27 protein-coding genes are annotated in these 25,647 nt (G+C 65.7%); 15 read left to right on the forward strand and 12 right to left on the reverse strand.

Annotated features, from left to right (window positions below; genetic code table 11):
- Nucleotides 1-66 precede the first annotated feature (66 nt).
- The 13 genes from OH491_RS21250 to OH491_RS21310 all read left to right on the forward strand — a co-directional run bounded on the left by OH491_RS21250 (nucleotide 67) and on the right by OH491_RS21310 (nucleotide 11,417).
- Complete coding sequence (locus OH491_RS21250) at nucleotides 67-336, forward strand: BMC domain-containing protein (protein WP_068772537.1); 270 nt, start codon at nucleotides 67-69, stop codon at nucleotides 334-336.
- 43 nt (nucleotides 337-379) lie between these two features.
- A complete protein-coding gene (locus tag OH491_RS21255) occupies nucleotides 380-658 on the forward strand; it encodes a BMC domain-containing protein (RefSeq protein WP_068772536.1) in 279 nt (92 codons plus the stop codon).
- Between the two features lie 121 nt (nucleotides 659-779).
- Nucleotides 780-1,961: an acetate/propionate family kinase gene (locus OH491_RS21260; RefSeq protein ID WP_068772535.1), complete on the forward strand. Its 1,182-nt coding sequence runs from the start codon at nucleotides 780-782 to the stop codon at nucleotides 1,959-1,961.
- Between the two features lie 72 nt (nucleotides 1,962-2,033).
- Nucleotides 2,034-2,330, forward strand: coding sequence for a BMC domain-containing protein (locus OH491_RS21265; RefSeq protein WP_068772534.1), 297 nt, complete (start codon nucleotides 2,034-2,036; stop codon nucleotides 2,328-2,330).
- 237 nt (nucleotides 2,331-2,567) lie between these two features.
- Nucleotides 2,568-2,867 (forward strand): EutN/CcmL family microcompartment protein, encoded by a 300-nt coding sequence (locus tag OH491_RS21270; protein ID WP_068772533.1) that lies wholly within the window; start codon nucleotides 2,568-2,570, stop codon nucleotides 2,865-2,867.
- A gap of 126 nt (nucleotides 2,868-2,993) precedes the next feature.
- A complete protein-coding gene (locus OH491_RS21275) occupies nucleotides 2,994-4,457 on the forward strand; it encodes an aldehyde dehydrogenase family protein (RefSeq protein WP_068772532.1) in 1,464 nt (487 codons plus the stop codon).
- Nucleotides 4,458-4,562: 105 nt separating this feature from the next.
- Entirely contained in the window at nucleotides 4,563-4,838 is a 276-nt protein-coding gene (locus tag OH491_RS21280) for a EutN/CcmL family microcompartment protein (protein ID WP_068772531.1), read from the forward strand.
- 2 nt (nucleotides 4,839-4,840) lie between these two features.
- Complete coding sequence (locus tag OH491_RS21285; RefSeq protein ID WP_068772530.1) at nucleotides 4,841-5,176, forward strand: EutN/CcmL family microcompartment protein; 336 nt, start codon at nucleotides 4,841-4,843, stop codon at nucleotides 5,174-5,176.
- A 53-nt stretch (nucleotides 5,177-5,229) separates the two neighbouring features.
- Complete coding sequence (locus tag OH491_RS21290) at nucleotides 5,230-6,324, forward strand: class II aldolase/adducin family protein (RefSeq protein WP_342750676.1); 1,095 nt, start codon at nucleotides 5,230-5,232, stop codon at nucleotides 6,322-6,324.
- A 238-nt stretch (nucleotides 6,325-6,562) separates the two neighbouring features.
- Complete coding sequence (locus OH491_RS21295) at nucleotides 6,563-7,282, forward strand: class I SAM-dependent methyltransferase (protein ID WP_068772529.1); 720 nt, start codon at nucleotides 6,563-6,565, stop codon at nucleotides 7,280-7,282.
- 163 nt (nucleotides 7,283-7,445) lie between these two features.
- Nucleotides 7,446-8,288 (forward strand): aldo/keto reductase, encoded by an 843-nt coding sequence (locus OH491_RS21300; RefSeq protein ID WP_068772687.1) that lies wholly within the window; start codon nucleotides 7,446-7,448, stop codon nucleotides 8,286-8,288.
- A gap of 167 nt (nucleotides 8,289-8,455) precedes the next feature.
- Nucleotides 8,456-9,994: a putative Na+/H+ antiporter gene (locus tag OH491_RS21305; protein ID WP_068772528.1), complete on the forward strand. Its 1,539-nt coding sequence runs from the start codon at nucleotides 8,456-8,458 to the stop codon at nucleotides 9,992-9,994.
- Between the two features lie 211 nt (nucleotides 9,995-10,205).
- Nucleotides 10,206-11,417 carry an aspartate kinase gene (locus OH491_RS21310; protein ID WP_068772527.1) on the forward strand — a complete coding sequence of 404 codons (1,212 nt, stop codon included), beginning with the start codon at nucleotides 10,206-10,208 and terminating at the stop codon, nucleotides 11,415-11,417.
- Nucleotides 11,418-11,462: 45 nt separating this feature from the next.
- On the opposite strand, the gene OH491_RS21315 is transcribed toward OH491_RS21310, so the two are convergent.
- Nucleotides 11,463-12,152 (reverse strand): LrgB family protein, encoded by a 690-nt coding sequence (locus OH491_RS21315; RefSeq protein ID WP_068772526.1) that lies wholly within the window; start codon nucleotides 12,150-12,152, stop codon nucleotides 11,463-11,465.
- Complete coding sequence (locus tag OH491_RS21320) at nucleotides 12,145-12,564, reverse strand: CidA/LrgA family protein (RefSeq protein ID WP_068772525.1); 420 nt, start codon at nucleotides 12,562-12,564, stop codon at nucleotides 12,145-12,147. The genes OH491_RS21315 and OH491_RS21320 overlap by 8 nt, the downstream gene beginning before the upstream one ends.
- Nucleotides 12,565-12,643: 79 nt before the next feature.
- Here OH491_RS21320 and OH491_RS21325 point away from each other — a divergent pair, with 79 nt between their 5' ends.
- Complete coding sequence (locus tag OH491_RS21325; protein WP_068772524.1) at nucleotides 12,644-13,522, forward strand: LysR family transcriptional regulator; 879 nt, start codon at nucleotides 12,644-12,646, stop codon at nucleotides 13,520-13,522.
- A gap of 93 nt (nucleotides 13,523-13,615) precedes the next feature.
- Here the strand turns inward: OH491_RS21325 and OH491_RS21330 are convergent, their stop codons facing one another.
- From OH491_RS21330 to OH491_RS21365, 8 genes are all read right to left on the reverse strand, one after another.
- The gene (locus OH491_RS21330; RefSeq protein WP_068772523.1) at nucleotides 13,616-14,695 is read right to left on the reverse strand and encodes a phosphotransferase enzyme family protein; all 1,080 of its coding nucleotides are present in this window, start codon (nucleotides 14,693-14,695) and stop codon (nucleotides 13,616-13,618) included.
- A 59-nt stretch (nucleotides 14,696-14,754) separates the two neighbouring features.
- A complete protein-coding gene (locus tag OH491_RS21335; RefSeq protein ID WP_068772522.1) occupies nucleotides 14,755-16,044 on the reverse strand; it encodes an aspartate aminotransferase family protein in 1,290 nt (429 codons plus the stop codon).
- A 59-nt stretch (nucleotides 16,045-16,103) separates the two neighbouring features.
- Complete coding sequence (locus OH491_RS21340) at nucleotides 16,104-16,814, reverse strand: cysteine hydrolase family protein (protein ID WP_068772521.1); 711 nt, start codon at nucleotides 16,812-16,814, stop codon at nucleotides 16,104-16,106.
- Nucleotides 16,815-16,925: 111 nt separating this feature from the next.
- The gene (gene fabG / locus OH491_RS21345) at nucleotides 16,926-17,717 is read right to left on the reverse strand and encodes a 3-oxoacyl-ACP reductase FabG (protein WP_068772520.1); all 792 of its coding nucleotides are present in this window, start codon (nucleotides 17,715-17,717) and stop codon (nucleotides 16,926-16,928) included.
- A 33-nt stretch (nucleotides 17,718-17,750) separates the two neighbouring features.
- Entirely contained in the window at nucleotides 17,751-18,566 is an 816-nt protein-coding gene (locus tag OH491_RS21350; protein ID WP_068772519.1) for an ABC transporter permease, read from the reverse strand.
- Nucleotides 18,567-18,626: 60 nt separating this feature from the next.
- Entirely contained in the window at nucleotides 18,627-19,706 is a 1,080-nt protein-coding gene (locus OH491_RS21355) for an ABC transporter permease (protein ID WP_334319641.1), read from the reverse strand.
- The gene (locus OH491_RS21360) at nucleotides 19,703-20,854 is read right to left on the reverse strand and encodes an ABC transporter ATP-binding protein (RefSeq protein WP_068772518.1); all 1,152 of its coding nucleotides are present in this window, start codon (nucleotides 20,852-20,854) and stop codon (nucleotides 19,703-19,705) included. Before OH491_RS21360 ends, OH491_RS21355 begins: the two co-directional genes overlap by 4 nt.
- 425 nt (nucleotides 20,855-21,279) lie before the next feature.
- A complete protein-coding gene (locus tag OH491_RS21365) occupies nucleotides 21,280-22,479 on the reverse strand; it encodes an ABC transporter substrate-binding protein (protein WP_068772517.1) in 1,200 nt (399 codons plus the stop codon).
- 84 nt (nucleotides 22,480-22,563) lie between these two features.
- Between OH491_RS21365 and OH491_RS21370 the strand changes: the two genes are divergently transcribed.
- Nucleotides 22,564-23,514 carry a LysR family transcriptional regulator gene (locus OH491_RS21370; RefSeq protein ID WP_068772516.1) on the forward strand — a complete coding sequence of 317 codons (951 nt, stop codon included), beginning with the start codon at nucleotides 22,564-22,566 and terminating at the stop codon, nucleotides 23,512-23,514.
- 162 nt (nucleotides 23,515-23,676) lie between these two features.
- On the opposite strand, the gene OH491_RS21375 is transcribed toward OH491_RS21370, so the two are convergent.
- Together OH491_RS21375 and OH491_RS21380 are read right to left on the reverse strand one after the other, a co-directional pair.
- Complete coding sequence (locus OH491_RS21375) at nucleotides 23,677-24,723, reverse strand: 3'-5' exoribonuclease YhaM family protein (RefSeq protein WP_068772515.1); 1,047 nt, start codon at nucleotides 24,721-24,723, stop codon at nucleotides 23,677-23,679.
- Nucleotides 24,724-24,802: 79 nt separating this feature from the next.
- Nucleotides 24,803-25,606 carry an Fpg/Nei family DNA glycosylase gene (locus OH491_RS21380; protein WP_068772514.1) on the reverse strand — a complete coding sequence of 268 codons (804 nt, stop codon included), beginning with the start codon at nucleotides 25,604-25,606 and terminating at the stop codon, nucleotides 24,803-24,805.
- Nucleotides 25,607-25,647: the final 41 nt, after the last annotated feature.

Consider the following 25,647-nt stretch of genomic DNA (forward strand, 5'->3'; position numbering starts at 1 on the left):
GGCCACTTTTCCTCCACCGAAATCCAACCAACCTTCAACCCATAACCACTAAACCAACTGATCCCCATGAGTGAATCTCTAGGAATGATTGAAACCAAAGGCTACGTCGGCGCCGTTGAGGCGAGCGACGCGATGGTCAAGGCGGCGGGCGTCACGCTCGCCAAGCAAGTCCAGATCGGCGGCGGCCTCGTCACCGTCCTCGTCAAAGGCGATGTCGGCAGCGTGAAAGCCGCCGTTGACGCCGGGGCCGATGCCGCCAAGCGCGTCGGCGAGCTCGTCTGCGCGCACGTCATCGCCCGCCCGCATGCCGATTTGCTCAAGCAATTCAGCCTCTGACCCAAAACTTAGACTTAAACTTCCAACTCAAACTCCACCTCCCATGGCACAAGAAGCACTCGGCATGATTGAAACCAAAGGTTTCTGCACCCTTATCGAGGCGGCCGACGCCGCCCTCAAAGCCGCCAACGTCACCATGACCGGTTACGAGGCGATCGGCTCCGGCCACGTCGCGGCGTTTTTCCGCGGCGACGTCGCCGCCCTCAAGGCCGCCATCGACGCCGGCGCCGAAGCCGCCCGCCGTGTCGGCGACATCGTCGCCACCCAGGTCATCCCGCGCCCGCACGACGACATCGGCGCCCTCGGCAAGTGGATCGCGTGAGGAAATTTTCGATTTTGGATTCTCGATTTCCGATTGATGGCGCTTCCGCGCCTGTCTCGGAAATCACACCAAGGCGCGGCAGCGCCCCAATCCAAAATCGAGAATCCAAAATCGAAAATCCATGAACGTCCTCGTCGCCAACCTCGGTTCCACCTCGTTCAAATACCGCCTCTACGCCCTCGACGGCGGGAGCGCGCGGCTCCTCGCGCGCGGCGGATTCGAACGCGTGACCGATTATGGCGCCGTCATCGACCAGGCGATGGGCGAACTGGCCGCCGCCGGCCACAAGCAAATCGACGCCGTCGGCTTCAAGACCGTCCTCGGCGGAGACATCACCGGCTGCCTTTTCGCGGACGAGTCGGTGGAAAAAGCCCTGCTCGACACCGCCGACCTCGCGCCCGCGCACAACCCGCCCTACGCCGCGGGCATCCGTACCTTCCGCGAGCGCCTGCCCGCCGTGCCGCGCGTCGCGCTCTTCGAGACCGCGTTTTACCAGTGGGTCGCGCCCGCCGCGCATCGCTACGCCGTGCCGGAAGCCTGGTATAAAGCCGGCATCCGCCGCTACGGCTTCCACGGCGCCAGCCACAAATTCATGGCCGAACGCTCCGCCGAGCTCCTCGGCCGCGAAGACATCGCCGCCGCCGCGCGCAACCTCTACCTGCACGGCCCCGCGAAAAACACCGGCGCGCCCCTGCGCGTCATCTCCTGCCATCTCGGCGGTTCCAGCTCCGTCACCGCGATTCGCGACGGCGTGGCCGTGGCCACCAGCATGGGCCTGAGCCCTCAGTCAGGGCTTCCGCAAAACAACCGCGTCGGCGACCTCGACTCCGCCGCGCTCCCCTGCGCGATGCGCCGCCTCGGCCTGACCGTCGAGGAGGCGGAAAGACAGCTCGCCAAGGAGTCCGGCCTGCTCGGGCTCTCCGGCGTGGGCAACGACCTGCGCGACATCAAGGCCGCCGCCGACCGGGGCGACGCCCGCGCCCGGCTCGCCATCGACGCCCTCGTGTATTCGATCCGTCACTACATAGGCGCGTTCTGGGTGCAGCTTGGCGGCTGCGACGCCCTCGTCTTCACCGCCGGCATCAGCGAGAATAATCCTTGGCTGCGCGAAGCCGTCTGCGAAAACCTCGCCGCCCTCGGCCTCGAACTCGACCCCGCGGCCAACGCCGCCGCCGCGCCCGAGACTGACCTCGCGGGCAAAACCTCGCGCACGAAAATCCTCGTCATCCCCGCCAACGAGGAACTCGTCGTCGCGCGCGAAACCGCGCGGCTTGTCGCCGCGCGGCGGACAAATCCCAAATAATAAAATCCAAACGACAAAATTCCCAAAAACGCATTTTCCCAACCCAACCTTCAACCCAACCGAAAAAACATCATGGCACAATCAGCCCTTGGACTCCTCGAAACCCGTGGCCTCACCGCGCTCGTCGCCGGTGTGGACGCGATGCTCAAATCCGCCAACGTCACCCTCGTCGGCCCGATGAAACAAGTCGGCAACGCCCTCGTGACCGCGGTGGTCACCGGTGACGTCGCCGCCGTCAAGGCCGCCACCGAGGCCGGCGCGACCGCCGCCCGCACCTACGGCGAAGTCGTCAGCGTGCAGGTCATCGCCCGCCCTCACGACGACGTCGCCACCGTCCTCCCGAAAGCCGCCGCTCCCGCGAAGAAGTAAAGGGAGGCGCGGGTATTCCCTTGCCTGTGTCCCACAGACAAGCCGGAGCCGTCTGCCTTCGCCTCTCCGCGCGAATCCATCTTTCTCTTTATTCTTTATCTTTCCTCTTTCTCTTTTGCCTGCCGGCCAGACGGCACAAGGGAGGAAAGAGAAAGATAAAGAGGAAAGAAGAAAGATGGAGGTATTGCGAAGACCGTTCCCATCCCCTCACCCAATCACCCTTCTCACCTCCCACTCATGTTTCTCGCCCGTGTCATCGGCTCCGTGGTCTCCACCAAGAAGGACGAGACCATGACTGGCCGCAAACTCCTCCTGTTGCGCCCCATGTTTCCCGATGAGGCCAACCCCGCCGCGCTCAAACCCGGCGGCAACACCATCGTCGCCGTTGACGCCCTCGGGGCCGGCGCGGGCGACCTCGTGCTCTTCTGCCAGGGCAGCTCCGCGCGCATGGCCACCGGCATGAAGCCGCTCCCCATCGACGCCGCCGTCGTCGGCTTGGTGGACACCGTGGAGGTGCTCGGAAAAAAAGCCACCTGAACCATCAAACCCACGACGCCGGGCACCAAGCCACAAGTGACAAGTATCGAGTAACAAGAATCACTCGCGCGCCGCCACGCCGGTTTCTCCATTCCGCACTCCGCATTCACTAAATCCCATTTTTCCATGGCTCTCCAAATCGACGAAAACCTGGTCCGCTCCATCGTCTCCGACGTGGTTCGCAATATCCGTTCCGGCTCCTCTCCCGCCGCAGTCGCCACCGGCGGCGCGCCCGCCGTGGCCAGCCCGTCCTCCGGCCCGCGTCACGGTGTTTTTCAGGATGTGCCGTCCGCCGCCGCCGCCGCGCAGAAAGGCTTCGAGCAACTCCGCGCCAAAGGCGTCGCCGCCCGCAAGCAGGTCGTGGACATCATCAAGAAACTCGCCACCGCCAATGCCGAGGCCTGGGGCAAGTTCGAGTTCGAGGAGACCAAAATCGGCCGCCTCGAACACAAGATTGCCAAGCTCCAGATCGTGCGACTCGTCCCCGGTGTCGAATGGCTCCGCCCCTACGCGCTGAGCGGCGACCACGGCCTCATGCACGAGGAATACACCCCCTTCGGCGTCGTCGCGGCCATCCTCCCCGTCACGCATTCCGTGCCCACGCTCTCCGGCAACATCATCAACGCCATCGCCGCCGGAAACTCCATCCTCTTCAACCCCCATCCCGGCGGCGCACGTTCCGCGGCTCTGGCCGTGCGCGCCTACAACGAGGCCATCCAGGCCGCCACCGGCATTGAAAACCTCGTCTGCACCATCGAGAAGCCCACCCTCGAGTCGTTCGACGCCCTCTGCAAATCGCCGCTCGTCAACCTTCTCGTCGTCACAGGCGGCCCCGGCGTGGTCAACGCCGCCATGAAATCCGGCAAACGCGCCATCTGCGCCGGCCCCGGCAACCCGCCCGTGCTCGTGGACGACACCGTCTGCACCGACAAAGCCGCGAAGGACATCATCTACGGCTGCGGCTTCGACAACAACCTCCTCTGCATCGGCGAAAAACAGGTCTTCGTCCTCGACCGCGTCGCCAACGCCCTCGTCCGCAGCCTCGAAAAAGCCGGCGCCGTCCGCCTCCTGCCCGCGCAAACCGAGAAGCTCGCCCGCGAGGTCTTCACCATGAAGCCCGATGCCGGCGGCTGCTCGCACCCCGTGCTCAACCGCGAGCTTGTCGGCAAGGACGCCTCCGTGCTCGCCGCCCGCGCCGGCCTCAGCATTCCGCAATTCACGCCCATCCTCATCGGCGAAACCGACCCCGATCACCCCTTCGTCATGGAAGAGCAGATGATGCCCATGCTGCCCATCGTGCGCGTGAAAACGGTCGAGGAAGGCATCGCCCTCGCGAAAAAATCCGAGCACGGCTACAAGCACTCCTCGATCATCCACTCGCTCAACGTGGATCGCATGACCGCCATGGCCCGCGAAATGGACACCACCCTTTTCGTAAAAAACGGCCCCAGCACCACCGGCCTCGGCCTCGATGGCGAAGGCTACCTCAGCTACTCCATCGCCACGACCACCGGCGAAGGCATCACCAACCCGCAAACGTTCACCCGCACCCGCCGCTGCGTGCTCGTGGACGCGCTGAAGATTTATTGAAATGCGGAATGCGGAATTAAAAACACAAACCGCAAACCGGCATCCGCCCGCCTCACGCCACCTCCAATAAATTCCGCATTCCGAAATCCGCATTCCGCATTCGCCATGAATCTCGTCCGCATCGACGGCACCATCACCGCCACCGCCTGCCATCCCAGCATGCGCGGTTTTCGCACGGTGATTTGCCAGCCCATCGACGAGACCGGCGCGGCCGCGGGAGACCCGATTCTCGCCATCGACACCCACGGCGCGGCCTTGCACCAGCGCGCCATCCTGAGCACCGACGGCTCGACCACCCGCCAGATGGTGCGCGATCCGCGCTCGCCCCTTCGCAACCTCATCATCGGCATCGCCGATGCCAACGAGAAAACCCGGAAGTAACCATGCGCTTGGGCACTGTCATCGGCCGGGTCACGCTTACGCTCCAGGAGCCCGTTTATCGGGGCGGCACCCTGTTGCTCATCCAGCCGCTGTCCCGTTCCCAATACGCCGGGCTGTCGCAGAAAAAACTCCAGCAAACCTCCGCCCAGCCGCCCGCCGCGCTCACCAAGGCGAACGCCCTCGTGGCCTACGACCAGCTCGGAGCCGCGCCCGGTCATATCGTGGGGTTCACCGAGGGCGCCGAGGCCACCGCGCCCTTCGCCATCGACGCCCCCGTCGATGCCTACGTCGCCTGCATCGTCGACCGGATCGACTACCGCCCGCCCGCCACCGCCTGACCCGTTTTTCACTTAAACTTCAACTTAAAACCTAAACTCAAAACTTCACCATCATGGCTCAATTCCTCACCGCCCGCGAAGTCGAAAAACTCATTCGCAATGGCCACCCCATTCCGGCCGACGCCAAACTCACGCCCAGCGCGCGCGACTACCTGACCGAGCACGGCAAGTCTTCGCTCAATGCGCGTCCCGCCGCCGGCCCGTCCGCCGGCAGCAACGCGCTCAAGGCCGCCGGCGTGGGAGTCGAGCCCATCGTGCCCGACTACGAATACAAATGGACGCCCGGTGCCGACCCGAAGGCCCCCGAGGCCATTGCCGCCTTCTTCACCTCGCCCGCCATCGAGACCCTCAAGCGCCGCATGGTGGACATGGGCCGCCGCATGTGGGAAAAGGACTACACCGACGGCAACGGCGGCAACATCACCGTGCGCGTCGGCGACAACCTCGTCCTCTGCACCCCCACGCTCATTTCGAAAGGGTTCATGACCGCCGAGGACATCTGCCTCATCGACATGGACGGCAAACAACTCGCCGGCCGCCGCAAACGCACCAGCGAGGCCATGACGCACCTCGCGATCATGAAACGCCAGCCCCTCTGCAAGTCCTGCGTGCACGCCCATCCCCCGCACGCCACCGCCTTTGCCGTCGCCCGCGTGCAGCCTCCCACCTGCCTCATCCCCGAGGCCGACATCTTCCTCGGCAAAATCGCCCTGGCCAAATACGAAACCCCCGGCACTCCCGAAATGGCCAGCACCGTCGGCGAGGTCGGCAAGGACAACCAGTGCGTCCTCCTGCTCAACCACGGCGTCATCACTTGGGGCAAGGACGTCGAGGACGCCTATTGGAAAATGGAAAACGCCGACGCCTACTGCAAAACCATCTGGATCGCATCCCAGCTTGGCGGCGAGATCGGCGACGGCGTGGGCGGGGCCAAGGCCCGCGATTTCATAAAAATCCGCAAGGCCCTCGGCATGCCCGACAACCGCGACGGCCTGAAGGAATGCGAACTCTGCGACAACAGCGATTTCCGTCCCGGCGTGATGTGCCGCGTCCCCGACACCCCCGCCGAGCCCGCCACCAGCCCCGAAGTCGAGGCGCTCGTGAGCAAACTCACCGAGGAAATCCTGAAGCAGCTCGCGGTGAAATAAAAGCAGCACGGGCACTCCCGCCTGTGCCTGATACCAAAAGAGCACGCCACCTCCTTGCGTCGGTGCGGTGGCTGGAATGTGGCCTATTGAGTCACATTCCGCCCGCCGATCGAATGGGAAATGCGCTGGTGGTTTAAAAAGGCTCTCCCCGGCACCCGGCTGCATCAAAAATCAGTGGCCAAACCCGGCCGCGCCGCTTCAAGATGCCCGGCTCATCCCAGCCACGCCATTTCGCCGCATGCCCGACCCGGTCGCCGTCAATTCCATGTTCGCCCGCATCGCCCGTCGTTACGACGTGGCGAACCGCCTGCTTAGCGGCGGCATGGATATCTGGTGGCGTCATCGCCTCGTGCGCGCGGTGCGCCGCGCCGCCCCGTCCGACGTGCTCGACCTCGCCACCGGGAGCGGCGACGTGGCCTTCGCGCTCTGTCGCGGCCTGCCCGCCGGCACGCGCATCACCGGGATGGATTTCTGCCAGCCCATGCTCGACGAGGCCGAGGAGAAAAAACGCGGGGGCGTGCAACGCGGCCGCGCCGCCTACGGCGCCATCGCCTTCCGCCAGGGCGACGGCATGGCGCTTCCGCTCGCCGACGCCTCGTTCGACGCCGTCACGATTTCCTTCGGCCTGCGCAACATGGCCGACCGCCACCGTTCGCTCTCCGAAATGCACCGTGTGCTGCGTCCCGGCGGATGTGTCTTCGTGCTCGAATTTTCGCAGCCCTGGCGGTGGTTCCGCCCGCTTTATTATTTCTACCTGCGCCATCTCCTGCCGCGCATCGCGGGATTCGTGACGGGCGACCGCGCCGCCTACGATTACCTCAACCGTACCATCGCCGCCTTCCCCGCGCGCCCCGCGATGGAGGAAGAACTGCGCCGCGCCGGTTTCGCCGACGTGCGTTCCTTCGGCATGACCTGCGGCATCGTCGCCCTGCATCGCGGCACACGCATCGCCGGGTAAACCCCGCCGCCATCGCAAAGGGCGGCGCCGTGCAAGTCCGCGCGGATTTGCACCGGGACAGATTCCACAGACGGGGTGAATGCGCAACTTTTGGCCCTTGAATGCAATTTGGTATCAAAAAACATCGCCAGGATTTTTTGTATCGCTCAATATGCGCAAGTTTATGACCGCCAAACCGACAGTCCCGCTTGTCACCCTCAACGACGGCCGTCGCATCCCGCAACTCGGGATCGGCATGTGGCAGGTCCCCGATGCCCAAGTCGCCTCCGTGCTCAAAGCCGCGCTCGAGGCCGGCTACCGCGCCATCGACACCGCCGCCGCCTATCAAAACGAGACCGCCATCGGCGAGGCGCTGCGCGCCGCCCCGGTTCCGCGCGAGCAGCTTTTTGTCACCACCAAGCTGTGGAATTCCGACCACGGCGCCGACCGCGCGCCCAGGGCTCTGGAAGAAAGCCTCGCGCGCCTCGGCCTCGGCTACGTCGATCTCTACCTCATTCACTGGCCGCTTCCGTCGCGTAATGAATATGCGGATACGTGGAAGGCGCTCGTCCGCCTGCGCGACGAGGGGCGCGCGAAATCGATCGGCGTGTCCAATTTCACGCCCTCGCACCTGCGCCGCATCATCGACGCGACCGGAGTCGTCCCCGCCGTGAACCAGGTCGAGCTTCATCCGCAGTTTCCGCAGGCCGCGCTCCGCGCCTTCCATGCCGGGCGCGGCATTGTCACGGAATCCTGGAGCCCGCTCGCCCAAGGCGGCGACCTGCTCAATGACCCGGTCGTCCGGAAAATCGCCGCAAAACACAGGCGCACGCCGGCCCAGGTCATCCTGCGCTGGCACATCGAGCTCGGCCTGATGGTCATCCCGAAATCCGTGACCCCCGCGCGCATCGCGGAAAACGCGGACATCTTCAATTTCTCGCTCGATGCCGGCGACATGGCCGCCTTCGCCAAGCTCAACAAAGGCCACCGCATCGGCCCCGATCCGGATACATTTGCGATGACGTGAGCCGGAGGCGCCGCGGACGCCCTGGGCTAGCTTGGGGCGCGCCTTTGGCGTTAATCAAAGGCGGCTAATCAAACGAAAAAGGCTCCAGTGGCGGGAGTTTTCCGAAACACGCGGACGCATGCCCGGTTGCGCTTGAATCTGAAAAGACGGGCGTTTCCCTTGCCGGCATGAAATCACGCATGCTCCCGCTCGTCGCGCTTCTGTGGTTTGTTTCAGCCGGGTTTTCCTGCGCGGCCGGCGCGCCGGAGCCGGACGCGCCGTTTCCGCGGCCACTTTCATCCTACGGCGACACCGCGGGCACCGCGCTGGCCGACACGCTCATCGCCCGCGTCAAGGCCGAGCCTTTGAACCTCGTGGCCACTGTGATTTTCTTTCTCGCCATCGTGCACACCTTCATGGCGGAGCATTTCCGCCGCATGGCGCACCACGCGGAGCAGGAGCACCTCGCCCGGCTCGCGGAGCGGCATGAGCCGCCGCGCTGCTCCGACAACGACGAGGACGGCGGCCCCGACGAAGTCAGCTTCAAGGCGCAGGTGCTGCACTTTTTCGGCGAAGTCGAGGCGGTGTTCGGCATCTGGGCGCTCGTGCTGGCCGGCGCGGTTTTATGGTTCAAGGGCTGGGACACCGTGGCCGGCTACATCGGCCACACGGTGAATTTTACCGAGCCCATGTTTGTCGTGGTCATCATGGCGCTCGCCTCGACACGGCCGGTGCTGTGGTTTGCGGAACGCTGCCTGCGCGCCATCGCGTCCGTCGGCAAGGGCTCGGTGGCGGCGTGGTGGCTCACCATCCTCATCGTCGCCCCGCTGCTCGGCTCGTTCATCACCGAACCCGCCGCGATGACCATCGCCGCGATGCTGCTCGGGCGCCAGTTCTACGCACTCAAGCCCTCGCGCCTCCTCGCCTACGCCACCATCGGCCTGCTCTTCGTCAACGTGTCGGTGGGCGGCACGCTCACCCATTTCGCCGCGCCGCCCGTGCTCATGGTCGCCGCCAAATGGGACTGGAACATGGCCTTCATGCTCGCGCATTTCGGCTGGAAAGCCGCGCTCGGCATCGTGGTCTCCTCGGCGCTGTATTTCATGGCGTTCAGGAAAGAGCTTGCCGCGCTGAACCAAGCCCGCGCGGCCGCCGCCGCCGCGGATGCGAAGGGCGCGCAGCGTCCCGCCGAGCCGCCCGTGCCCGCCTGGGTCGTCATCGTGCAACTGGGCTTCATGGCCTGGACGGTTTTGGTGGCCCATCATCCAGCGCTGTTCATCGGCGGCTTTCTGTTCTTCCTAGCCTTCTCGCAGGCGACCGCGCACCACCAGGGCCGGCTTGACCTGAGACCGTCGATGCTCGTGGGCTTTTTCCTCGCCGGGCTGGTCATCCACGGCGGGCTGCAAGGCTGGTGGATTGAGCCCGTGCTCTCGCGGCTGGGTGAATTTCCGCTCTTCGCCGGGGCGACCGTGCTGACCGCGTTCAACGACAACGCCGCCATCACCTACCTCGCCACGCTCGTGCCCGACTTCACCGATGGCCTGAAATACGCCGTCGTCGCCGGCGCGGTCACCGGCGGCGGCCTCACGGTCATTGCCAACGCGCCGAATCCCGCCGGCCAGTCGCTCCTCAAGCCCTGGTTCCCGCACGGCGTCGCCCCCCTCTGGCTGTTCCTCGGCGCGCTCATCCCCACGCTCGTGCAGGCGCTGGCCTTCCGGCTGCTCTGAAAACCGTTCCCGTTTTCCCGGTTTGCCTTGTATTGTTCTCTTTTTCTTCCGTGAGGCGCGAGAGGGGAAAAGATAAAGAGAAAGATAAAGAATAAAGAGGAAAGAAACGAATCGGGGGAGCGTGCAAGAGAATGAGGAAGCCCCTCCTCCCGGCCTCAACAATTTCGCTGGCGCGCGCGTCTTTTCCTGTTTTGCTCGGAACCCTTTGCCCATGGCACGCATCGTCCAAAAATACGGCGGCACCTCTGTCGGTGACGTCGAACGCATCAAAAAAGTCGCCGAACGCATCAAGGCCACCCGCGACGACGGCAACCAAGTCGTCGTCGTGGTCTCCGCCCGCTCCGGCGTGACCAACGAACTCATCGCCCGCGCCAAGGCGGTGTGCGAAACCCCCAGCGAGCGCGAGATGGACATGCTCCTCGCCGTCGGCGAGCAGGAAACCATCGCCCTCACCGCGATGGCCCTCCATGGGCTTGGCGTGGACGCGGTCAGCTACACCGGCGCGCAAGCCGGTATCCTGACCGACACCAAACACACCCGCGCCAGAATCCAGACCATCGACCCGAAGCGCATCGAGGACTCCCTCAACGCCGGCAAGGTCGTCATCGTCGCCGGCTTCCAGGGCATCAACGCGGACGGACAGGTGACCACCCTCGGGCGCGGCGGCTCCGACCTCACCGCCATCGCCCTCGCGGCTCCGCTCAAGGCGGACAAATGCGAAATCTACACCGACGTGGACGGCGTCTACACCGCCGACCCGCGCATCGTGAAGACCGCCCGAAAAATCGAGGAAATCTCCTACGATGAAATGCTCGAACTCGCGTCCTCCGGCTCCAAAGTCATGCAAAGCCGCTCGGTCGAGTTCGCGAAAAAATTCGGCGTCGTCTTCGAAGTCCGCTCCTCCTTCAACCATAACCCGGGAACAATCGTGAAAGAAGAAATCTCCTCCATGGAACAAGTTGTCGTGCGCGGCGTGGCCGTGGACAAGGACCAGGCCAAGGTCCTCGTGAGCAACATCCCCGACAAGCCCGGCTCGGCCGCGAAGGTCTTCAAGGCCCTTGCCGACGCCTCGATCATCGTGGACATGATCGTGCAAAACGTGGGCCGCAACGGCGTCGCCAACCTCACCTTCACCGTGCCGCGCGGCGACGCGAAGAAGGCCCGGAAGACGCTGGAGCCCGTGCTCGCGGAGCTCGGCGGCGGGCAGGTCGCGTTTCAGGAAAACGTGGCCAAGCTCTCCGTGGTCGGCGTGGGCATGAAGACGCACAGCGGCGTGGCCGCCCTGCTTTTCCAGACGCTGGCCGACGCCGGCATCAACATCGACATGATCAGCACCTCCGAGATCAAGATCTCGGTCGTCCTCGACCAGGACCGCTCCGACGAGGCCGCCCGCCTCACGCACACCGCCTTCAGGCTGGACTGAGCCCGGCGGGGAAAAAGCCCGGCATTTGCCCGCGCCCATCTCCGCTTACCGGAGAAACGCCATGATGACAGTCGCGCCGAGGACATTGACGAGCCCGGCGACCACCATCACCAGACCGGCGATGGCGCCCTCCTCATGACCGAGTTCGCGCGCCTTGGCGACACCGGCCCCGTGGGCTCCCATGCCAAAAAGCGCGCCGCGGGCAAAAGCCGTTCGCAGCGGCAGACAGGCGATGACCGTCTCGCCCACCGCCGCGCCGAACAGGCCGGTGATCGCCGTGAACGAAGCCGTCAGCCCGGGGATGCCGCCGATGCTTTCCGATGTGGCCATCGCCAGCGGCGTGGTCACCGAGCGCGGCAGCAGACTCATGCGCAAAGCCGGCGAAAGGTGCAGGAGATTGGCCAGCACCCATCCGCTGCCGGCCGCGATTACGCTGCCGGTGAGGACGCCGAGGGCCAGCGTGCCGGCATGACGGCGGATCAACGCCCGTTGCTCGTAAATCGGAAGCGCAAACGCCACGGTTGCCGGGCCGAGCAGCGTCACCAGCCAATGCGTGCCGCGCAGGTACTCGCGCCAGGTGGTGTGAAACAGAATGATGAGCGCGCCGCACGTCACCCATGTCACCAGCAACGGTGACGTCCACCAGCGCCGGCGCCGGCGATCGAGCCAGCGGGCGAAGCCGTAAACGCCGAGCGTCGCCGCCGCCCAGAAAACAGGACCGGCCCAGTCATGCATGGTCGCGCCCCATTTTGCGGCGCAGGCTCAGCTCCACGACGGCCGCCGTGCCGGACATGACCAGCAGTGTGCCTGCCATGACGATGCCGAGCAGCTTGAGCCCGGTGAGGCTGAACAAATCGGGGTGATCCACCAAGGCGAGCATCGCGGGGACAAAAAACAGCATCAGATGATCGAGCAACCCGCTCGCGCCGCGCCGCACCCAGGCATGCGAAAAACGCCCGCTGGCGAGCAGCACCAGCAGCAGCCCGAGCCCGACAATCGCCCCCGGCACCGGCACGCCGAGCACGCGGACGGCCCGGTCGCACAGCCACCAGAGCATGAACAACCCGGCGGCCTGCACCCAGCGGTTGCGCCGGACGAAAATGCGGAAACGTCTGAACCCTGTCGTTGTCTGCCAGCGTGCGATCATGGCGGAAAGGATAACATGTCCGGGGCCATAGCCTAAATGAATTGATGGAATCCTTATTATTCCATAAAGGAATGAGTTTATGGAACTGAGAAACCTGCGCGCCTTTGTCGAAGTGATCCGCCGGGGCGGTTTTTCCGCCGCCGCCGCGACCCTCAACGCCACGCAGCCGACGGTGAGCAAGGCGATCCGGCAACTGGAGCACGATTGCGGGGCGGAACTGGTGGATCGGCGGGCCTCGCCGCCGCGGCTCACCGATGCCGGCGAGGTGGTCTACCGGCGGGCGGCTGCGATGCTGGCCGAGCGCGAAAGCCTGCTGGTGGAAATGGACGAGCTTCGCGGCGTGCGACGCGGGCGGCTGCGGCTCGGGTTGCCGCCGCTCGGCATCAGCGAGGTGTTCGCGCCGCTGGTGGCGGCGTACCGGCGCGCGTTTCCGGGCGTGGAGATCGAGTTGCTCGAAGGGGGCAGCCGGCGGCTGGAGGCGGCGGTGCGGTCAGGCGAGGTCGAGCTGGGCGCGACGCTGCGCCCGGTCCCGGACGAGTTTGGCTGGCAGCCGGTTTGCGACGAGCCGCTGGTGGCGCTGCTGCCCGAGACGCACGCGCTGGCCGGACGCAAACGGGTAAAACTGGCCGAACTGGCGACAAGCCCGTTCGTACTGTTCGAAGGGCACTTCGTGCTCAACTCGCTGATCGCCGAGGCGTGCGCGCGGCGCGGATTCACGCCGCCGGCCACGGCGCGGGGCAGCCAGCCGGATTTCGTAAGCGCGCTGGTGGCGGCCGGGCTCGGAGTGGCGTTGCTGCCGCGACTGGTGGCCGCGTCACGCACGCTGCCATCGGTGCGGGTGGCGCTGCTCGACGAGACGGACTTGCGCTGGCAGCTCGACATGATCTGGCGACGCGACGCGACGCTCTCGACGGCGGCGCGAAGCTGGCTGGAGTTGCTGGGCAAGCGGAAGAAATGAAGGACCGCGGCGGGACGCTCGCGAGATTGCAGGCGGCGCGGTGCGCCGGTCTTCGCGGCCTGATGCGAGCTCAGTCCCTGCAATTGGCCGGCGTCAGGAAAAACGGGACAGGTAGCGCTCGGCCAGCGCGGCCGTGCCTTCGGCGAAGCCGGGGGCGACGGATTGCGCCTGGGCGGTGTCGGCATGGGAGCCGATCCACGCCAGCAGCAGCAGGCGCCGCATCATCATGAACGTGTCGATCGCGGCGAGCTCGGGCTTCGAAAGCGCGCGGACTTTGGCGTAACCGCGCAGCCAGGCGTCGATCAGCGCGGGGACATCGGAATGCGTTTCGATGAAGCTGAGCGCCGCGGCGAGGTCGTAGATGAACCACGAATAACCGCAGTCGTCGAAGTCGATGGCGGCGACAGTGTCGCCCTTCACCAGCAGGTTGGCGGCGCGCAGGTCGGCGTGGATGAGGCCGAAGCGGTTTTTGGAAAAACCGACGGCGTCGGAGCGGCGGCGGAGCACGGGCAGGACGCGGCTCAGGTGGCGCTGGATGGCGGGAGTGACGCCGGTGCCCTTCTGCCACCGGCCCCAGTGTCCGCCGGGGCCGAGCATGGTGTCGAAATCCCAGCGGAAGCGGCGCATGGGGCGCGACGGTTTCCACGCGACGACATGCGCGTGGAGCCGGGCGGTGACTTCGCCCAGCAACTCGAACGAGGCGAGGCGGTTGCCCTCGTCGGGCTCGGCGCCCTCGACGAAGGTGAAGAGCACGCAGTTGCGCGGCTCGGGCACGCCGGGATGCCAGATGTGCTGGATGAACTCGCCGTCGAGCGCGGCGATGGGCTCGGCGGTGACGATCGGGGTGTCGCGGCGGATGGCGAGCACCCATTCGAGTTCGGAGGCGATGTTGGCGCGCGGGTGGTAGCCGGGGCGGTTGATGCGCAACACCCGCGCGGGACCGGCGGGCGGGCGGATCAGCCAGGTGGCGTTTTCCGAATAGTTGAGCAGGCGGATTTCGGACGAGGAGGGCAGGCCGTAGAGCGGAAGCGCCTGGCGGGCGAGTTGCTCGACGCGGGCAAGCTGCTCGGCGACGGGCAGGGCGGCGAAGGATGGCGCGGGCGCGGCGGCGGGCGGCGGCACCGCGCGGCGGCGGGTGGAGGCGGGACGGCGTTCGAGCGTGAGTGCGGGCATGGGCGGATGCGGATGAAGGATCGGGTGGGGCCGGTGCGCGGGCGGAACGTCCGCGGCATTCAGGCGGCGGCGGCGGCGGCGGGGATCGACTTGGCAGCCTCGGCGAGGCCGGCTTCGAGGCGGGCGAGGATGTCGTCGCAGAGTTCCCGGGTGCAGAGGAGACCGGGTTTGAACTGGAGAATGCGCGGGTCGAGCTGCGAGTAGATGGCCCAGAGGCCGTGCTTGTAGAGGTGCGGCATGACGAGCTTCGCGCCTTCGGGATGGTCGAATTCGAGGCCGAAGATCACGCCGCGCTGGCGGATGCCGCTGAAGAAGGGTGCGAATTTTTCGCGGATGCGGTCGAGTCCGGCGCGGAGGTGGCCGGCGACGAACTTGACGTTGGCCACGGTTTCGGGGCGGAGGGTGATTTCGAGGGTTTTGAGGGCGACGATGCAGCCCAGCTCGGCGCCGCCGAAGGTGGAGATGTGCCCCCAGCCGTCCTCGGTGAGCCAGTGGCCGGCGCGCTCGTTGACGATGACGGCGCCGATCGGGTAGAGGCCGCCGCCGAGTCCCTTGCTGGTGACGATGATGTCGGGCGTGACGCCGTAGGTGCTGATGCCCCAGAGCTGGCCGCAGCGCATGAGGCCGGTCTGGACTTCGTCGGCGACGTAGAGGGTGCCGTATTTTTCGCAGAGTTTCTTCACGCCGGGCAGGTAACCGTCGTCGGGGAGCGGGAAACCGTAGGTGGCGGGGATGGTTTCCATGATGACACAGGCGGCGTCGCCGGGGCGAAGGGCCGCCTCCATCGCGTCGAGGTCGTTGAAGGGGACTTTGACGAATTCGCGCGGGTCGCCCTCGCTGAGGAACTGTTTCGCGTAGCGTTCGTTGGCGGTGCCGAGGGCAAGGCCGGTGTGGCCGTGGTAGGCGCGGATGACGGAGACGATTTTTTTGCGCCGGGCGCCGTAGCGGGCGCACTTGAGGCCGATGTCGATGGCCTCGCCGCCGCCGCTGGCGAGGACGGCGTAGTGCATGCCGGCGGGCGCGGTCTCGACGAGTTTTTTCGTGAGGGCGGCGCGGGTGATGGCGGGGAAGTGGTGGTTGCCGATGTCGAAGTGGTCGAGCGCCTCCTTGAGGGTGGCGATGATCTCGGGGTTGCGGTGGCCGAGGTTGAAGGTGCCGCCGTTGAGGTGCAGGTCGATGAGGCGGTGGCCGCTCATGTCATACATGTGGTAGCCTTCGCGGCGGCCCATGATGAAATCGACGCCATCGCGCTGCCAGGTGTGGACCTTGTGCGGGTTCCAGTAGCGGATGGAGTCGCGTTGAACGGCTGTTTTGTCGGCGTGGACGAGGGATTCGATGAATGGAGACATAGAGAGAATGAATAATTAAGAATTAAAAATTAAGAATGGAGGAATGAGGCGGAGGCGGATTATGGTGCGAGGGCGCCGAGGGTTTCGTCGGTGGCGAGGACCTGGCAGTAGAGGTTGTTGATGATGGTCAGTTCGGCGCGGTGGAGTTCGTCGGTGGCGGCGGCACAGGCGTCGTCCACCAGCACCACGTCGAAGCTTTCGTCGGCGAGGCTGCGCACGGTGCTGGAAACGCATTGGTCGGTGAACACGCCGGCGACGACGACATGGCGGACGCGGAGGTTGGCGAGGAGGAGGCGCAGAGTGGTGCCGGTGACGGCGCTGTCGGTGGTCTTGCCAAGGACAATTTCGCCGGGCAGCGGGGCCGTTTCGGGAAGGAAGGCGGCGCCGGGGCTGCCGGGCGGATAGTGGAGGTTGTTGAAGCCGGGGCGGGCGTGGCTGAGCGAGCGGTCGCGTCCGTCGGGCGTAAGGCTGGTGATGTGCGCGTGGATGACGGCGCGGGCGGTGGCGGGCGCGGCGCGAAAGCGGGCGAGGAGGCGCGCGGCATTGGGGAGGACGGTGCCGGCCATGCGCGCGCGGTAGGGCGCCCAGCGGCGGTATTCGTGTAATGCTTCGTCGGTGGCGTCGGGCGTCAGCGGGGCGGGATCGTAGAAGCCGCGCTGGAGGTCGATGAGGAGAAGGGCGGTGGCATCGGCAGGCAAACGGATGTCCGGCAAGGCGTCGGCGGGCAGCGTTTCGTAGTAGAACGAGCGGTAGGAGGTGCGCCAGGACATGGGAAATTACGAATTACAAATGACGAATTACGAATGATCAGATGGCGGAGGAATGATGCGTGGCGGATTGGGAAAATTCGTCATTTGTCATTTTTAATTCGTAATTCATGGTCACGCGGTGAGCGCGGCGGGGCACTCGGGGAGGATTTGCCCGCCGTCCACGACGAGCGCCTGGCCGGTGATAAAGCCCGCCTCGGGCGAGGCGAGAAACGCGGCGGCGTGGCCGATGTCGTCCACGGTGCCGAGTTTGCCGAGGGGGATGGCGGCCTTGGTGGCGTTGATGTAGTCGGCGCCGACCTCGGCGAGGCCCTCGGTGTAGATGTTGCCGGGGAGGACGGCGTTCACGGTGATGCCGTCGCGGGCAAGCTCGATGGCGGCGGTGCGCAGGAAGCCGAGTTGCGCGGCCTTGGTCGCACCATAGTGCGCCCAGCCCGGGTAGCCGGTGACGGGGCCGGTGATGGACGAGGTGATGACGACGCGCCCGGCGGCGCTCTTGCGCAGGTGCGGGAGGGCGACCTGGACGCAGGTGAAGAGGCTGCGGACGTTGGTGGCGAAAAGGGCGTCCCACGCGGCCTCGGTGAGGTCGGGGATTTTCGCGGAGGGAAAGGCGCCGGCGTTGGCGCAGAGGATGTCGAGCCCGCCGTAAAGGGAGACGGTCTTGGCGACGAGGGCCTCGACCTGGGCGCGGTCGGTGACGTCGGCCTGCACGAACGTGACGGTGTTTTTGCGTCCGGGCTCGACGTGGCCGCGGAGTTCGGCGGCGGTGGCCTCGCCGCCGATGGCGTTGCGCCCGGCGATGACGACGCGCGCGCCTTTCTGCGCGAAGACGCGGGCGATGCCTTTGCCGATGCCCTTGGTGGCGCCGGTTACGATGACGGATTTTCCTTGGAGCGATGACTGCATGGGAGGGAACGCGGAGGGTTGCGGAACAGAAATTCAGCGGGCGGCGGCGCGGCGGTTTTTTCGTGTCGTCCAGTGGATGATGCCGAAGAGGGCCACGACGAGGACGATGGCGCCGAGGACGGAGATGGCGCCGACGGCGGGCACGATGGGCTGGTAGCCGCTGGTCATGCGGGCGTAGAGCCATTCGGGCAGGGCGCTGTCGGGGCCGGTGGTGTAGAGCGAGAGCGCGAAGTTGCCCCACGAGAGGAGTATCGCGAAACAGGCGGCGGAGACCATGCCGGGGGCGAGGAGCGGCAGGGTGATCATGCGCAGGATCTGGCCGCGGGTGGCGCCCATGTCGCGCGCGGCCTCCTCCAGCGAGTCGTCGAGGCCGTAGGCCTGGATGGACATGATGAGCGTGGTGATCGGCGCGATCCAGACGGTGTGCGAGATGACGGCGGTCCACCACGAGGGCGTGATGTCGAGGAAGTTGAACCACATGAGGAGCGCGAGCCCGAGGACCGACTGGGGAAAAAAGAGCGGGAGGAGGACGAGCCGCTGGAAGGTCTTGCGCCCGCGCCACGCATAGCGGGCGTAGGCGAGGGCGGCGAAGAAGCCGATGACGAGCGAGCAGACCGTGGTGAGGGCGGCGATTTTCAGGCTGATGCCGACAAACTCCGCCACCTGCGGGGAGCGGACGGCGGCGTCATACCACTTGAGCGTGAGATCCTCCGCCGGATACGGAAAGGCGAAGTAGCGCTTTTTCGAGAGCGAGGCGACGACGATGCAGAAAAGCGGGAAATAGAACAGGAGCAGGATGAGGCCCGCGTAGAGGCTGAAGCCGGCTTTTTGCGTGCGGGAGACGATCATGGGAAAATGCGGATTTGGAATTGCGGATTGCGGAGTGGAGCGGGGCGGCGGCGCGCGCGGTCAGTTTTCGCGGGGCTTCTTGCCGAGGAATTTTTCCAGGTCGAAACGGCCGAGGGCGAAGAAGACGAGGACGGTCGTGAGCAGGATCAGGAGCGTCGAGAGGGCGGAGCCGAGCGGCCAGTTCTGGCCGTAGGTGAACTCGGTTTCGATGTCCGCCGCGATGGTGACGACCTTCTGGCCGCCGAGGATCTTGGCCTCGGTGATCGCGCCGATCGAGAGGACGAAGACGAGCAGCGAGCCGATGAGGACGCCGGGCATGGAAAGCGGCAGGTCGATCTTGCGGAAAACCTGCCAGCGGCTCGCGCCCAGGTCGAACGCCGCCTCGCGCACCTGGTCGGGCACCATCTTCACGCCGAGCGCGAGCGGGAAGAGCATGAAGGGCAGGTAAACGTAAACCATGCCGAGCACGATCACGGGCACGTTGTAGAGGAGGGAGTCGATGGGCAGGCCGAGGCGGGCCAGCGTGCCGCCGACCACGCCGTTTTTCATGAAGCCGATGACCCAGCCGAAGAGGCGCACGTTTTCCGACACGAAGAGCGAGGAGGCGATGGCGTAGGTGATGAACGTGGCGCCGCCGCGGAAAACCTTGGCCAGGGCAAAGGCCAGCGGATAGCAGACGACGAGCAGGATCGCCACGGTGAGCATCGCCAGCCCGACCGACCAGAGGATGGATTTGTAGTAAGTCTGGCCGAAGATGGTCCGGTAGTTTTCCAGCGTCGGCCATTGCAGGAGGCTGAAGGTCTTGGAGGGCATGAGGCCGAACCAGACGACGCAGAGCAGAGGCATGACGAAGCCGAAGAGCATCAGCAGCACAAAGGGCAGGGAGGAAAACCGGCCGAAGACGCCGGGCGTGGTGCGCAGCCGGGCAAGCAGGCGGGGGAGAAGCGGATTGGCATCGGTGCGGATGTGACGGAGCGCGGGATCGTCGGGCGACCAGGGGAAAGGGGAAGAGGGAGGGGCGGATACGGGGAGGGCGGGCGCGGCGCGTTGGGCCTCGTCGCGACGGAGGGAATGCAGTCGCTCCGGCTCCGGCGGGAGGGCGGATATGGGCGTGGAAGTGGCGGCGTTGCGGGAAATCATGTTTCGAGGAGCTGGCTGTCGTGGAGTTCCCAACCGAGGCGCAATCCGCTGTCGCCGGTGTCGGGGCGGTCCTCGCGCAGGCGTTCGACGGTGAGGGTGCAGCCGGGCGCGGCCTCGACGTGATACTGGATGCGCGAGCCGAGGGAAAATTCGTTGAGAACGCGCACGCGAATGGCGTTGCCGGACTCCTCGCCCGGCTTGAGGAAACGGAGCGATTCGGGGCGGATGAGCAGCTTGCGGCTCTGCGCGGCGGCGAGCGGCGAGGGCAGGGTGAGCGGGAGCAGGCCGCGCCCGGTGTCCCAAGTGCCGGCGGCGGTGCCGTCGCGGCCGGTGACGGGGAGGAGGTTGACCTCGCCCATGAACTCGGCGACGAAGGCGTTGCGGGGCGCGGCGTAGATTTCGTCGGGCGTGCCGATCTGCTCGATGAGGCCGGCGCGCAGGATGGCGACGCGGTCGCTCATGACCATGGCCTCCTCCAGCGAGTGGGTGACATAGCAGAAGGTCTTGCCGGTGCGGCGCTGGATGTCCTTCAGCTCTTTTTGCAAGACCTTGCGCAGGCGGGCGTCGATGGCGGAAAGCGGCTCGTCGAAGAAGATGATTTCCGGGTCGTAGGCGAGGGCGCGGGCGAGCGCGACGCGCTGGCGCTCACCACCCGAGCATTGCATGACGTTTTTGTCGTAATAGCGGTTGGGATCGAGGTGGAGCTGGGCGAGCAGTTCCCAGGCGCGGGTGCGGCGCTCGTCGGAGGCCATGCCGGCGATGGTGAGCGGAAACTCGACATTGTGGCCCACGCTCATGTGCGGGAAGAGGGCGAGCGACTGGAACACCATGCAGGTGGGGCGGCGGTTGGGCGGCAGGTCGTTGATCACCTTGCCGCGCAGGAGCAGGTCGCCCGCGGTCGGCTTTTCCATGCCGACGAGCATGCGCAGGAGCGTGGTCTTGCCGCTGCCGCTCGGGCCGACGAGCGTGAAGAACTCGCCCTCACGGATGCGGAAGCTCACGTCGTTGACGGCGGTGAAGGAGCCGAACCGTTTGGTGACGCCGGCGGCCTCGAGGATGGCCTCGCGCGGCGAAGGCTGGCCGGAGGCGGATGCGGAGGGGCGGGCGGACGGGGCAACGGTGTCGGATGCTGTGAACGGTGCGACCATGAGTGTGTGGCGGCTAAGCCGCCTGATTAATAATGAATAATGAGGAACGGGCGCTGGCGGTGGAATGCAGGCCGGGAAGCGCTGACTCCCATTCTTGAATTTTAAGGGAGGATCTAAAAATAACCGCGAAGGATGCGAAGAAAGGCATGAAAACAAACCGCTGTTTTGATAATACCATTTGCAGTCAGAAATCACACTTCAGGTAGGGCGAGGCGTCCCGCCGAGCCGTGTGAACCGCTCGCGGCTCGGCGGGACGCCTCGCCCTACCATTAACGGCTTCCATAGCGTGGTTTTCATTCGCAAATGATATAATATAAATAATATAACGTGATTTGATTATTATCCTTCGCGCTTCGCGTCCTTCGCGGTTAAAATGAATTTATAGAAGTTTCCTTGGTTCTTGATTCCGCCACCGCCGGCGCCGATCAGGTGCGGGTGCGTTTGGCCTCGTTGTAGATCGAGGTGAGCAGGTCGTTGTCGGGCACGACCTGGTAGTCCACGCTGCGGGACATCTCCTCCTCGAGACTGTCCCACTGGATGGCGTCGAGCTCCTGCTTGCTGAACTTGGCGAACACCCCGGGCTGGGCCATCTGCGAGACGGGATTGAAGGTGCCTTCGGCGAAGGCGACGGCCTTGCAGATTTCGGGCTTCTGCACGAATTCGAGGAAGTCGGCGGCGCGCGGGCTGAGGTCGGGGTTGTTGACCAGCGAGGTGAGCTCGAACCACTGCATGGCGCCCTTGCCGTCCACGGGGCCGCGGAGCGGGGAGATGCCGCGCACTTCGGAGAACCCTTCGTGGCGGGCGGTGGACGCGGTGTAGTTGCCGCCGGAGAAGTAGCAGTCGATGTCGCCGTTGACGAGGGCCTGGTTGAGCTGCACGAGGTCGCCGGAGATCATCTTCGCGTTGGCAAAGAGTTGCTGCGCGGTTTTGCGGAACAGTTCAACTTCCTCCGGCGTGTGCGTCTTGAACGGGCTGAAGCCGGCGGTGAAGCACAGGTGCATGACGTTCCAGTTGTCGTAGGCGAGCACGCCGTAGCGGTTTTTCAGCTTCGGATCGAGGAACAGCGGGAAGCCCTGGTCCTCGGCGGTGGCGCGGGAGATTTTCTTCGTGTTGACGACGAAGGAGAACGGGCCGAAGCGCTGGATCATGCCGAGCAGGTCCTTGCCGTCGGGCGAGAGGGCGAAGGGGTTGACGCCGTTTTTCTTGTCGTAGAAGTAGGGCAGCATCTTTTCGAGATGCGGCAGGAAGCGCTCCTGGTTGAGCGGCACGATGAGTTTCTCGGGCCACATCTGCTCGCGCGCCCAGCATTGGTTGAGGTTGATGAGGTCCCAGACCTTGAGTTCGCCGGCGCGGAGCTTGTTGATCATGCTCGGGTCGTCGGTGCCGGACTCGGCCTTGAGCTTGATGCCGCGGAAGGCCTTGCGGAAGGGGCCGAGCACTTCCTCGGTGTTGTAGCCTTCCCAGCAGAGGATGTTGAGCTCGTCGTCGCGCCGGCCGGAGGTCGTCTGGGCGTGGACGCGGGAGACGAAGGATGAGGATGTGAAGGCGAGTCCCGCGGTGAGTCCGCCGGCGAGCTTCATGAAGTCGCGGCGGTTGAGTTGGCGTGTCGTGTTGGTGATGCTCATAGGAGAATGACGTTTTTTCAGTCCCTCCTTGAATCAGCAGGCACGATACCAGCTAGGAAGCGGGTCTGCCTATCCTATCCATAGATGCCGTCTATCCTGTATGATTCGGTCGAACTGCGCCACCTGCTCTATTTCCGGGCGGTGGCGGAAGCGGGAAGCTTCACGCGCGCGGCCGCGGTCATGGGGCTGCGCCAGCCGACGCTTTCGCAGCAGATACACCAGCTCGAAGAAAAGCTGGGCACGCCGCTTTTTCACCGGGCGCGGCGCATGTGCCGGCTGACGCCGGCGGGCGAGATGCTGCTGCCCTATGCGCGGCGCGTGCTGGGTGAGATGGAAAACCTGCGGCAGTCGCTCGACGACCTGAGCGGGCTGAAACGCGGCTCGCTGACGGTGGCGGCGCTGCCCGTGCTTTCCCACCGGGTGATGCCGGCGGCGGTGGCGCGGTTTCACACGGAGCATCCGGAGATCCGCGTGCGGTTGCTGGAGTTGTCGGTGGACGACATGGAGGCGGCGCTGGTGCAAGGCTCGGTGGAGGTGGGCATCGGCTACATGCCGACCGGCGAGCGCAGCCTGCGGGCGCAACTGCTCTTTCAAGAGGAACTGGTCGTGGTGGTGCGCGAGGACGATCCGCTGGCCCGCCGCGACTCGGTGCCGCTGGAGGAGGTGCTGCTGCGGCCGTTGCTGACGCTGCCGCCGGGACACGGCACGCGGACGCTGATGCTCAACGCGTGCGCGGCGGCGCGGCGGGTGCCGCGGTTCGCGATGGAGCTCGGTTCGGTGGAAGTGTTGCTGCGCACGGTGGGCGAATGCGGCGGGCCGGGGTTGGTGCCGACGTCGGCCTTGTGGGGGCGGGACCGGGAGCTGGCCGGCTGCGCGGTGGTGCGCATCGCCCGGCCGGGGATAAGGCGGCAGGTGGGTTTTCTGAACCTCTACGGCGTGCACACACGGCCGGCGGCGGAGGCGTTTATGCCGATCGTGCGCGAAGTAGTGAAGACGGTGGAGCGGGGCGCCGGGAAACGCGCGGGAAAGGACTGATGGCAACGTCAGAAAGTCATCAGACCATGGAAAGAAGACGGCCCTTCAGGCAGGGCGAGGCGTCACGCCGAGCCACGGCTTGGTGCGACGGACGAAACGGTCCGGACGGAGGCTTCGCCCTGCCTTGATATTGATAAGCCTGTAAAGGACTGAGAAATGGTATTATTCCACCGTCTTCTCTGGTTGCGCGGTATGTGGCGGCGTCAGCAGCACCTGCGAGTTCAGCCCGGGCAGGCGTTCGGAAAATTCTTCGCCATCGGCGGCTTGGCGGAGGGCGCGCTGCACCATGCCCATTTTGGCGTCGAGGTTGTCCACCATCGAGACAAACACCGCCTCGGGCGTGGCCGCGTAGATGGCCGCGCCCCACGCGGGCTCGCCTTGGTGGCTGAGCACGATGTGTTCGAGCCGCTCCAGCAAATCCGCGTCGAGCCGCGCCTTCAGGCCGTGCTTGCGTACGAGCTGGTAGCCGAGCACGACGTGGCCTTGCAGGATGCCCTTGCGACCGCGCCGGGCGGAGAGCGCGCCCTCGTATTCGATGGTCTTGCCCGTGTCGTGCACGAGGATGCCGGCCATCGCGAGGTCGGCGTTGACCTCGGGATAAACGGGGAAAAGCGCCTGCGCGGCGCGCGCCATGTGCGTGGTGTGTTCGAGCAGGCCGTGGCGGTAGGCGTGGTGCATCGCGACGGCGGCGGCGGACACGCGGAAGGATTCGCCGATTTCCTCGATCACTCCGCGCACGGTCATGCGCAGCTCGTCGTGCTTGATGTCATCGATGAACGCGTTGAACTCGGTCCAGAGCGCGTCGGGGTTCTCGGGCGGCGCCTCGACAAGGTTTTCGAGCAGGCCGGGCGAGGCCGCGAGGTCGGCCTCGGTGAGCGGCGTGACCTTGCCGAGCTTCGGCGAGAGGCGGCCGTTGTAGAAATCGAGTTTTGCCTCGATGCGCGCGGCGGAGCCCTCGGGCAGCGTTTTTATCGCATCGAATTGCGGATGGTCGCTGAAGGCGTTGGTCGTGAAGCTGCCGGTGCGGTCGCCGAATTCGAGGCTGAGAAACGGGTTGCCGTTCGAGGCGGTCTTGAGCGAGAGGCGGCGGATGAGGAGGACGGAGTGGAAGACTCGGCCGGTGTCGGCCGTGCCGAGGGCTTTGATTTCGCGCACCGGGCGCGGCAGCATGGGTTCGGTGGCGTGGTCGGCGGGTTTGGATTTGGACATGACTGCGTGGAAGTTGCGCCGAGCGTGGCCGGGGCGCGGCATTGAGGCAAGGGCAAGAAACGCCGGACCGCGCGGCGCTCTACGGCTCGCGCTGGCGGCCCGGCGACCAGCAGGTGGTGCGCCCGCCGATCTCCTCGCGCACGAGCGGCACGCCGGTTTTCGGGCAGCGGCCCCCGTCTTCCCAGCGATGCGGAAACAGCCACGAGCGGGGCGGATCGGCGAATGTTTCCCCGATGGTCGCGAGCGCGCGCCGGCAGACATGGCGGCACTCGCGATGCAGCGCGCGAATCTCCGCCGCGTCGAGCGAGCCGGCGGCGCGTCGCGGATGGATGGCCGCGCGCCAGAGGATTTCGTCGGCCATCCAGTTGCCGATGCCGGGAAAACGTTCCTGCATGAGCAGCACAGCCTTGACCGGCGCGCGCGCCCGGCGCTTGAGAAACGCCGCGACGGACTCGGCCGTGAACGCGGGCGATAGAATCGCCGGGGCGATGCCCGTCCACCAGGCGGGGGCGCTTGCGCCGGTGGAAAACTGCACGCGCCCGAACATGCGCGGATCGGTGAACACGAGGCAGCGGTCGCGTTGCGCGAGCACGAGGTGATCGTGTTTGCCCGGCGCGTGGTTCGGCGGTTGCACGGAAAGCTCCCCGGTCATGCCCAGGTGGATGCCCAGCCAGCCGTCCCCGCTGAAACGGAAAATCATCTGCTTGGCCGCGGCCTCGGACGAAAGCAGCACCGCGCCGGCCAGTCGCTCGCGGATGAGCGCGGGCGTCGCGCTTTCCTTGAACACCCCGGCGTGCGGATGAAGCAGCGCGCGGACGACGGCTTGGCCGGCGCCGGGATTCCAGCGTTTGCGAAAAAATTCGACTTCGGCGAGTTCGGGCATGATGGGCGGTGGATGGTGGCGCGCGGGAGGACGCGGAATTT

It is taken from the genome of Termitidicoccus mucosus (assembly GCF_038725785.1).
Taxonomy (GTDB): domain Bacteria; phylum Verrucomicrobiota; class Verrucomicrobiia; order Opitutales; family Opitutaceae; genus Termitidicoccus; species Termitidicoccus mucosus.

Excerpts from the sequence above, each read along its gene's own strand:
- OH491_RS21360 (WP_068772518.1), bottom strand. The coding sequence starts at position 20,854 with ATGGTCGCACCGTTCACAGCATCCGACACCGTTGCCCCGTCCGCCCGC.
- OH491_RS21380 (WP_068772514.1), bottom strand. The coding sequence starts at position 25,606 with ATGCCCGAACTCGCCGAAGTCGAATTTTTTCGCAAACGCTGGAATCCC.
- OH491_RS21350 (WP_068772519.1), bottom strand. The coding sequence starts at position 18,566 with ATGATCGTCTCCCGCACGCAAAAAGCCGGCTTCAGCCTCTACGCGGGC.
- OH491_RS21270 (WP_068772533.1), top strand. The coding sequence starts at position 2,568 with ATGTTTCTCGCCCGTGTCATCGGCTCCGTGGTCTCCACCAAGAAGGAC.
- OH491_RS21290 (WP_342750676.1), top strand. The coding sequence starts at position 5,230 with ATGGCTCAATTCCTCACCGCCCGCGAAGTCGAAAAACTCATTCGCAAT.
- OH491_RS21305 (WP_068772528.1), top strand. The coding sequence starts at position 8,456 with ATGAAATCACGCATGCTCCCGCTCGTCGCGCTTCTGTGGTTTGTTTCA.
- fabG (WP_068772520.1), bottom strand. The coding sequence starts at position 17,717 with ATGCAGTCATCGCTCCAAGGAAAATCCGTCATCGTAACCGGCGCCACC.
- OH491_RS21315 (WP_068772526.1), bottom strand. The coding sequence starts at position 12,152 with ATGCATGACTGGGCCGGTCCTGTTTTCTGGGCGGCGGCGACGCTCGGC.
- OH491_RS21335 (WP_068772522.1), bottom strand. The coding sequence starts at position 16,044 with ATGTCTCCATTCATCGAATCCCTCGTCCACGCCGACAAAACAGCCGTT.
- OH491_RS21300 (WP_068772687.1), top strand. The coding sequence starts at position 7,446 with ATGACCGCCAAACCGACAGTCCCGCTTGTCACCCTCAACGACGGCCGT.
- OH491_RS21280 (WP_068772531.1), top strand. The coding sequence starts at position 4,563 with ATGAATCTCGTCCGCATCGACGGCACCATCACCGCCACCGCCTGCCAT.
- OH491_RS21340 (WP_068772521.1), bottom strand. The coding sequence starts at position 16,814 with ATGTCCTGGCGCACCTCCTACCGCTCGTTCTACTACGAAACGCTGCCC.
- OH491_RS21250 (WP_068772537.1), top strand. The coding sequence starts at position 67 with ATGAGTGAATCTCTAGGAATGATTGAAACCAAAGGCTACGTCGGCGCC.
- OH491_RS21365 (WP_068772517.1), bottom strand. The coding sequence starts at position 22,479 with ATGAGCATCACCAACACGACACGCCAACTCAACCGCCGCGACTTCATG.
- OH491_RS21320 (WP_068772525.1), bottom strand. The coding sequence starts at position 12,564 with ATGATCGCACGCTGGCAGACAACGACAGGGTTCAGACGTTTCCGCATT.
- OH491_RS21370 (WP_068772516.1), top strand. The coding sequence starts at position 22,564 with ATGCCGTCTATCCTGTATGATTCGGTCGAACTGCGCCACCTGCTCTAT.
- OH491_RS21325 (WP_068772524.1), top strand. The coding sequence starts at position 12,644 with ATGGAACTGAGAAACCTGCGCGCCTTTGTCGAAGTGATCCGCCGGGGC.
- OH491_RS21275 (WP_068772532.1), top strand. The coding sequence starts at position 2,994 with ATGGCTCTCCAAATCGACGAAAACCTGGTCCGCTCCATCGTCTCCGAC.
- OH491_RS21295 (WP_068772529.1), top strand. The coding sequence starts at position 6,563 with ATGCCCGACCCGGTCGCCGTCAATTCCATGTTCGCCCGCATCGCCCGT.
- OH491_RS21375 (WP_068772515.1), bottom strand. The coding sequence starts at position 24,723 with ATGTCCAAATCCAAACCCGCCGACCACGCCACCGAACCCATGCTGCCG.
- OH491_RS21255 (WP_068772536.1), top strand. The coding sequence starts at position 380 with ATGGCACAAGAAGCACTCGGCATGATTGAAACCAAAGGTTTCTGCACC.
- OH491_RS21260 (WP_068772535.1), top strand. The coding sequence starts at position 780 with ATGAACGTCCTCGTCGCCAACCTCGGTTCCACCTCGTTCAAATACCGC.
- OH491_RS21285 (WP_068772530.1), top strand. The coding sequence starts at position 4,841 with ATGCGCTTGGGCACTGTCATCGGCCGGGTCACGCTTACGCTCCAGGAG.
- OH491_RS21265 (WP_068772534.1), top strand. The coding sequence starts at position 2,034 with ATGGCACAATCAGCCCTTGGACTCCTCGAAACCCGTGGCCTCACCGCG.
- OH491_RS21330 (WP_068772523.1), bottom strand. The coding sequence starts at position 14,695 with ATGCCCGCACTCACGCTCGAACGCCGTCCCGCCTCCACCCGCCGCCGC.
- OH491_RS21355 (WP_334319641.1), bottom strand. The coding sequence starts at position 19,706 with ATGATTTCCCGCAACGCCGCCACTTCCACGCCCATATCCGCCCTCCCG.
- OH491_RS21310 (WP_068772527.1), top strand. The coding sequence starts at position 10,206 with ATGGCACGCATCGTCCAAAAATACGGCGGCACCTCTGTCGGTGACGTC.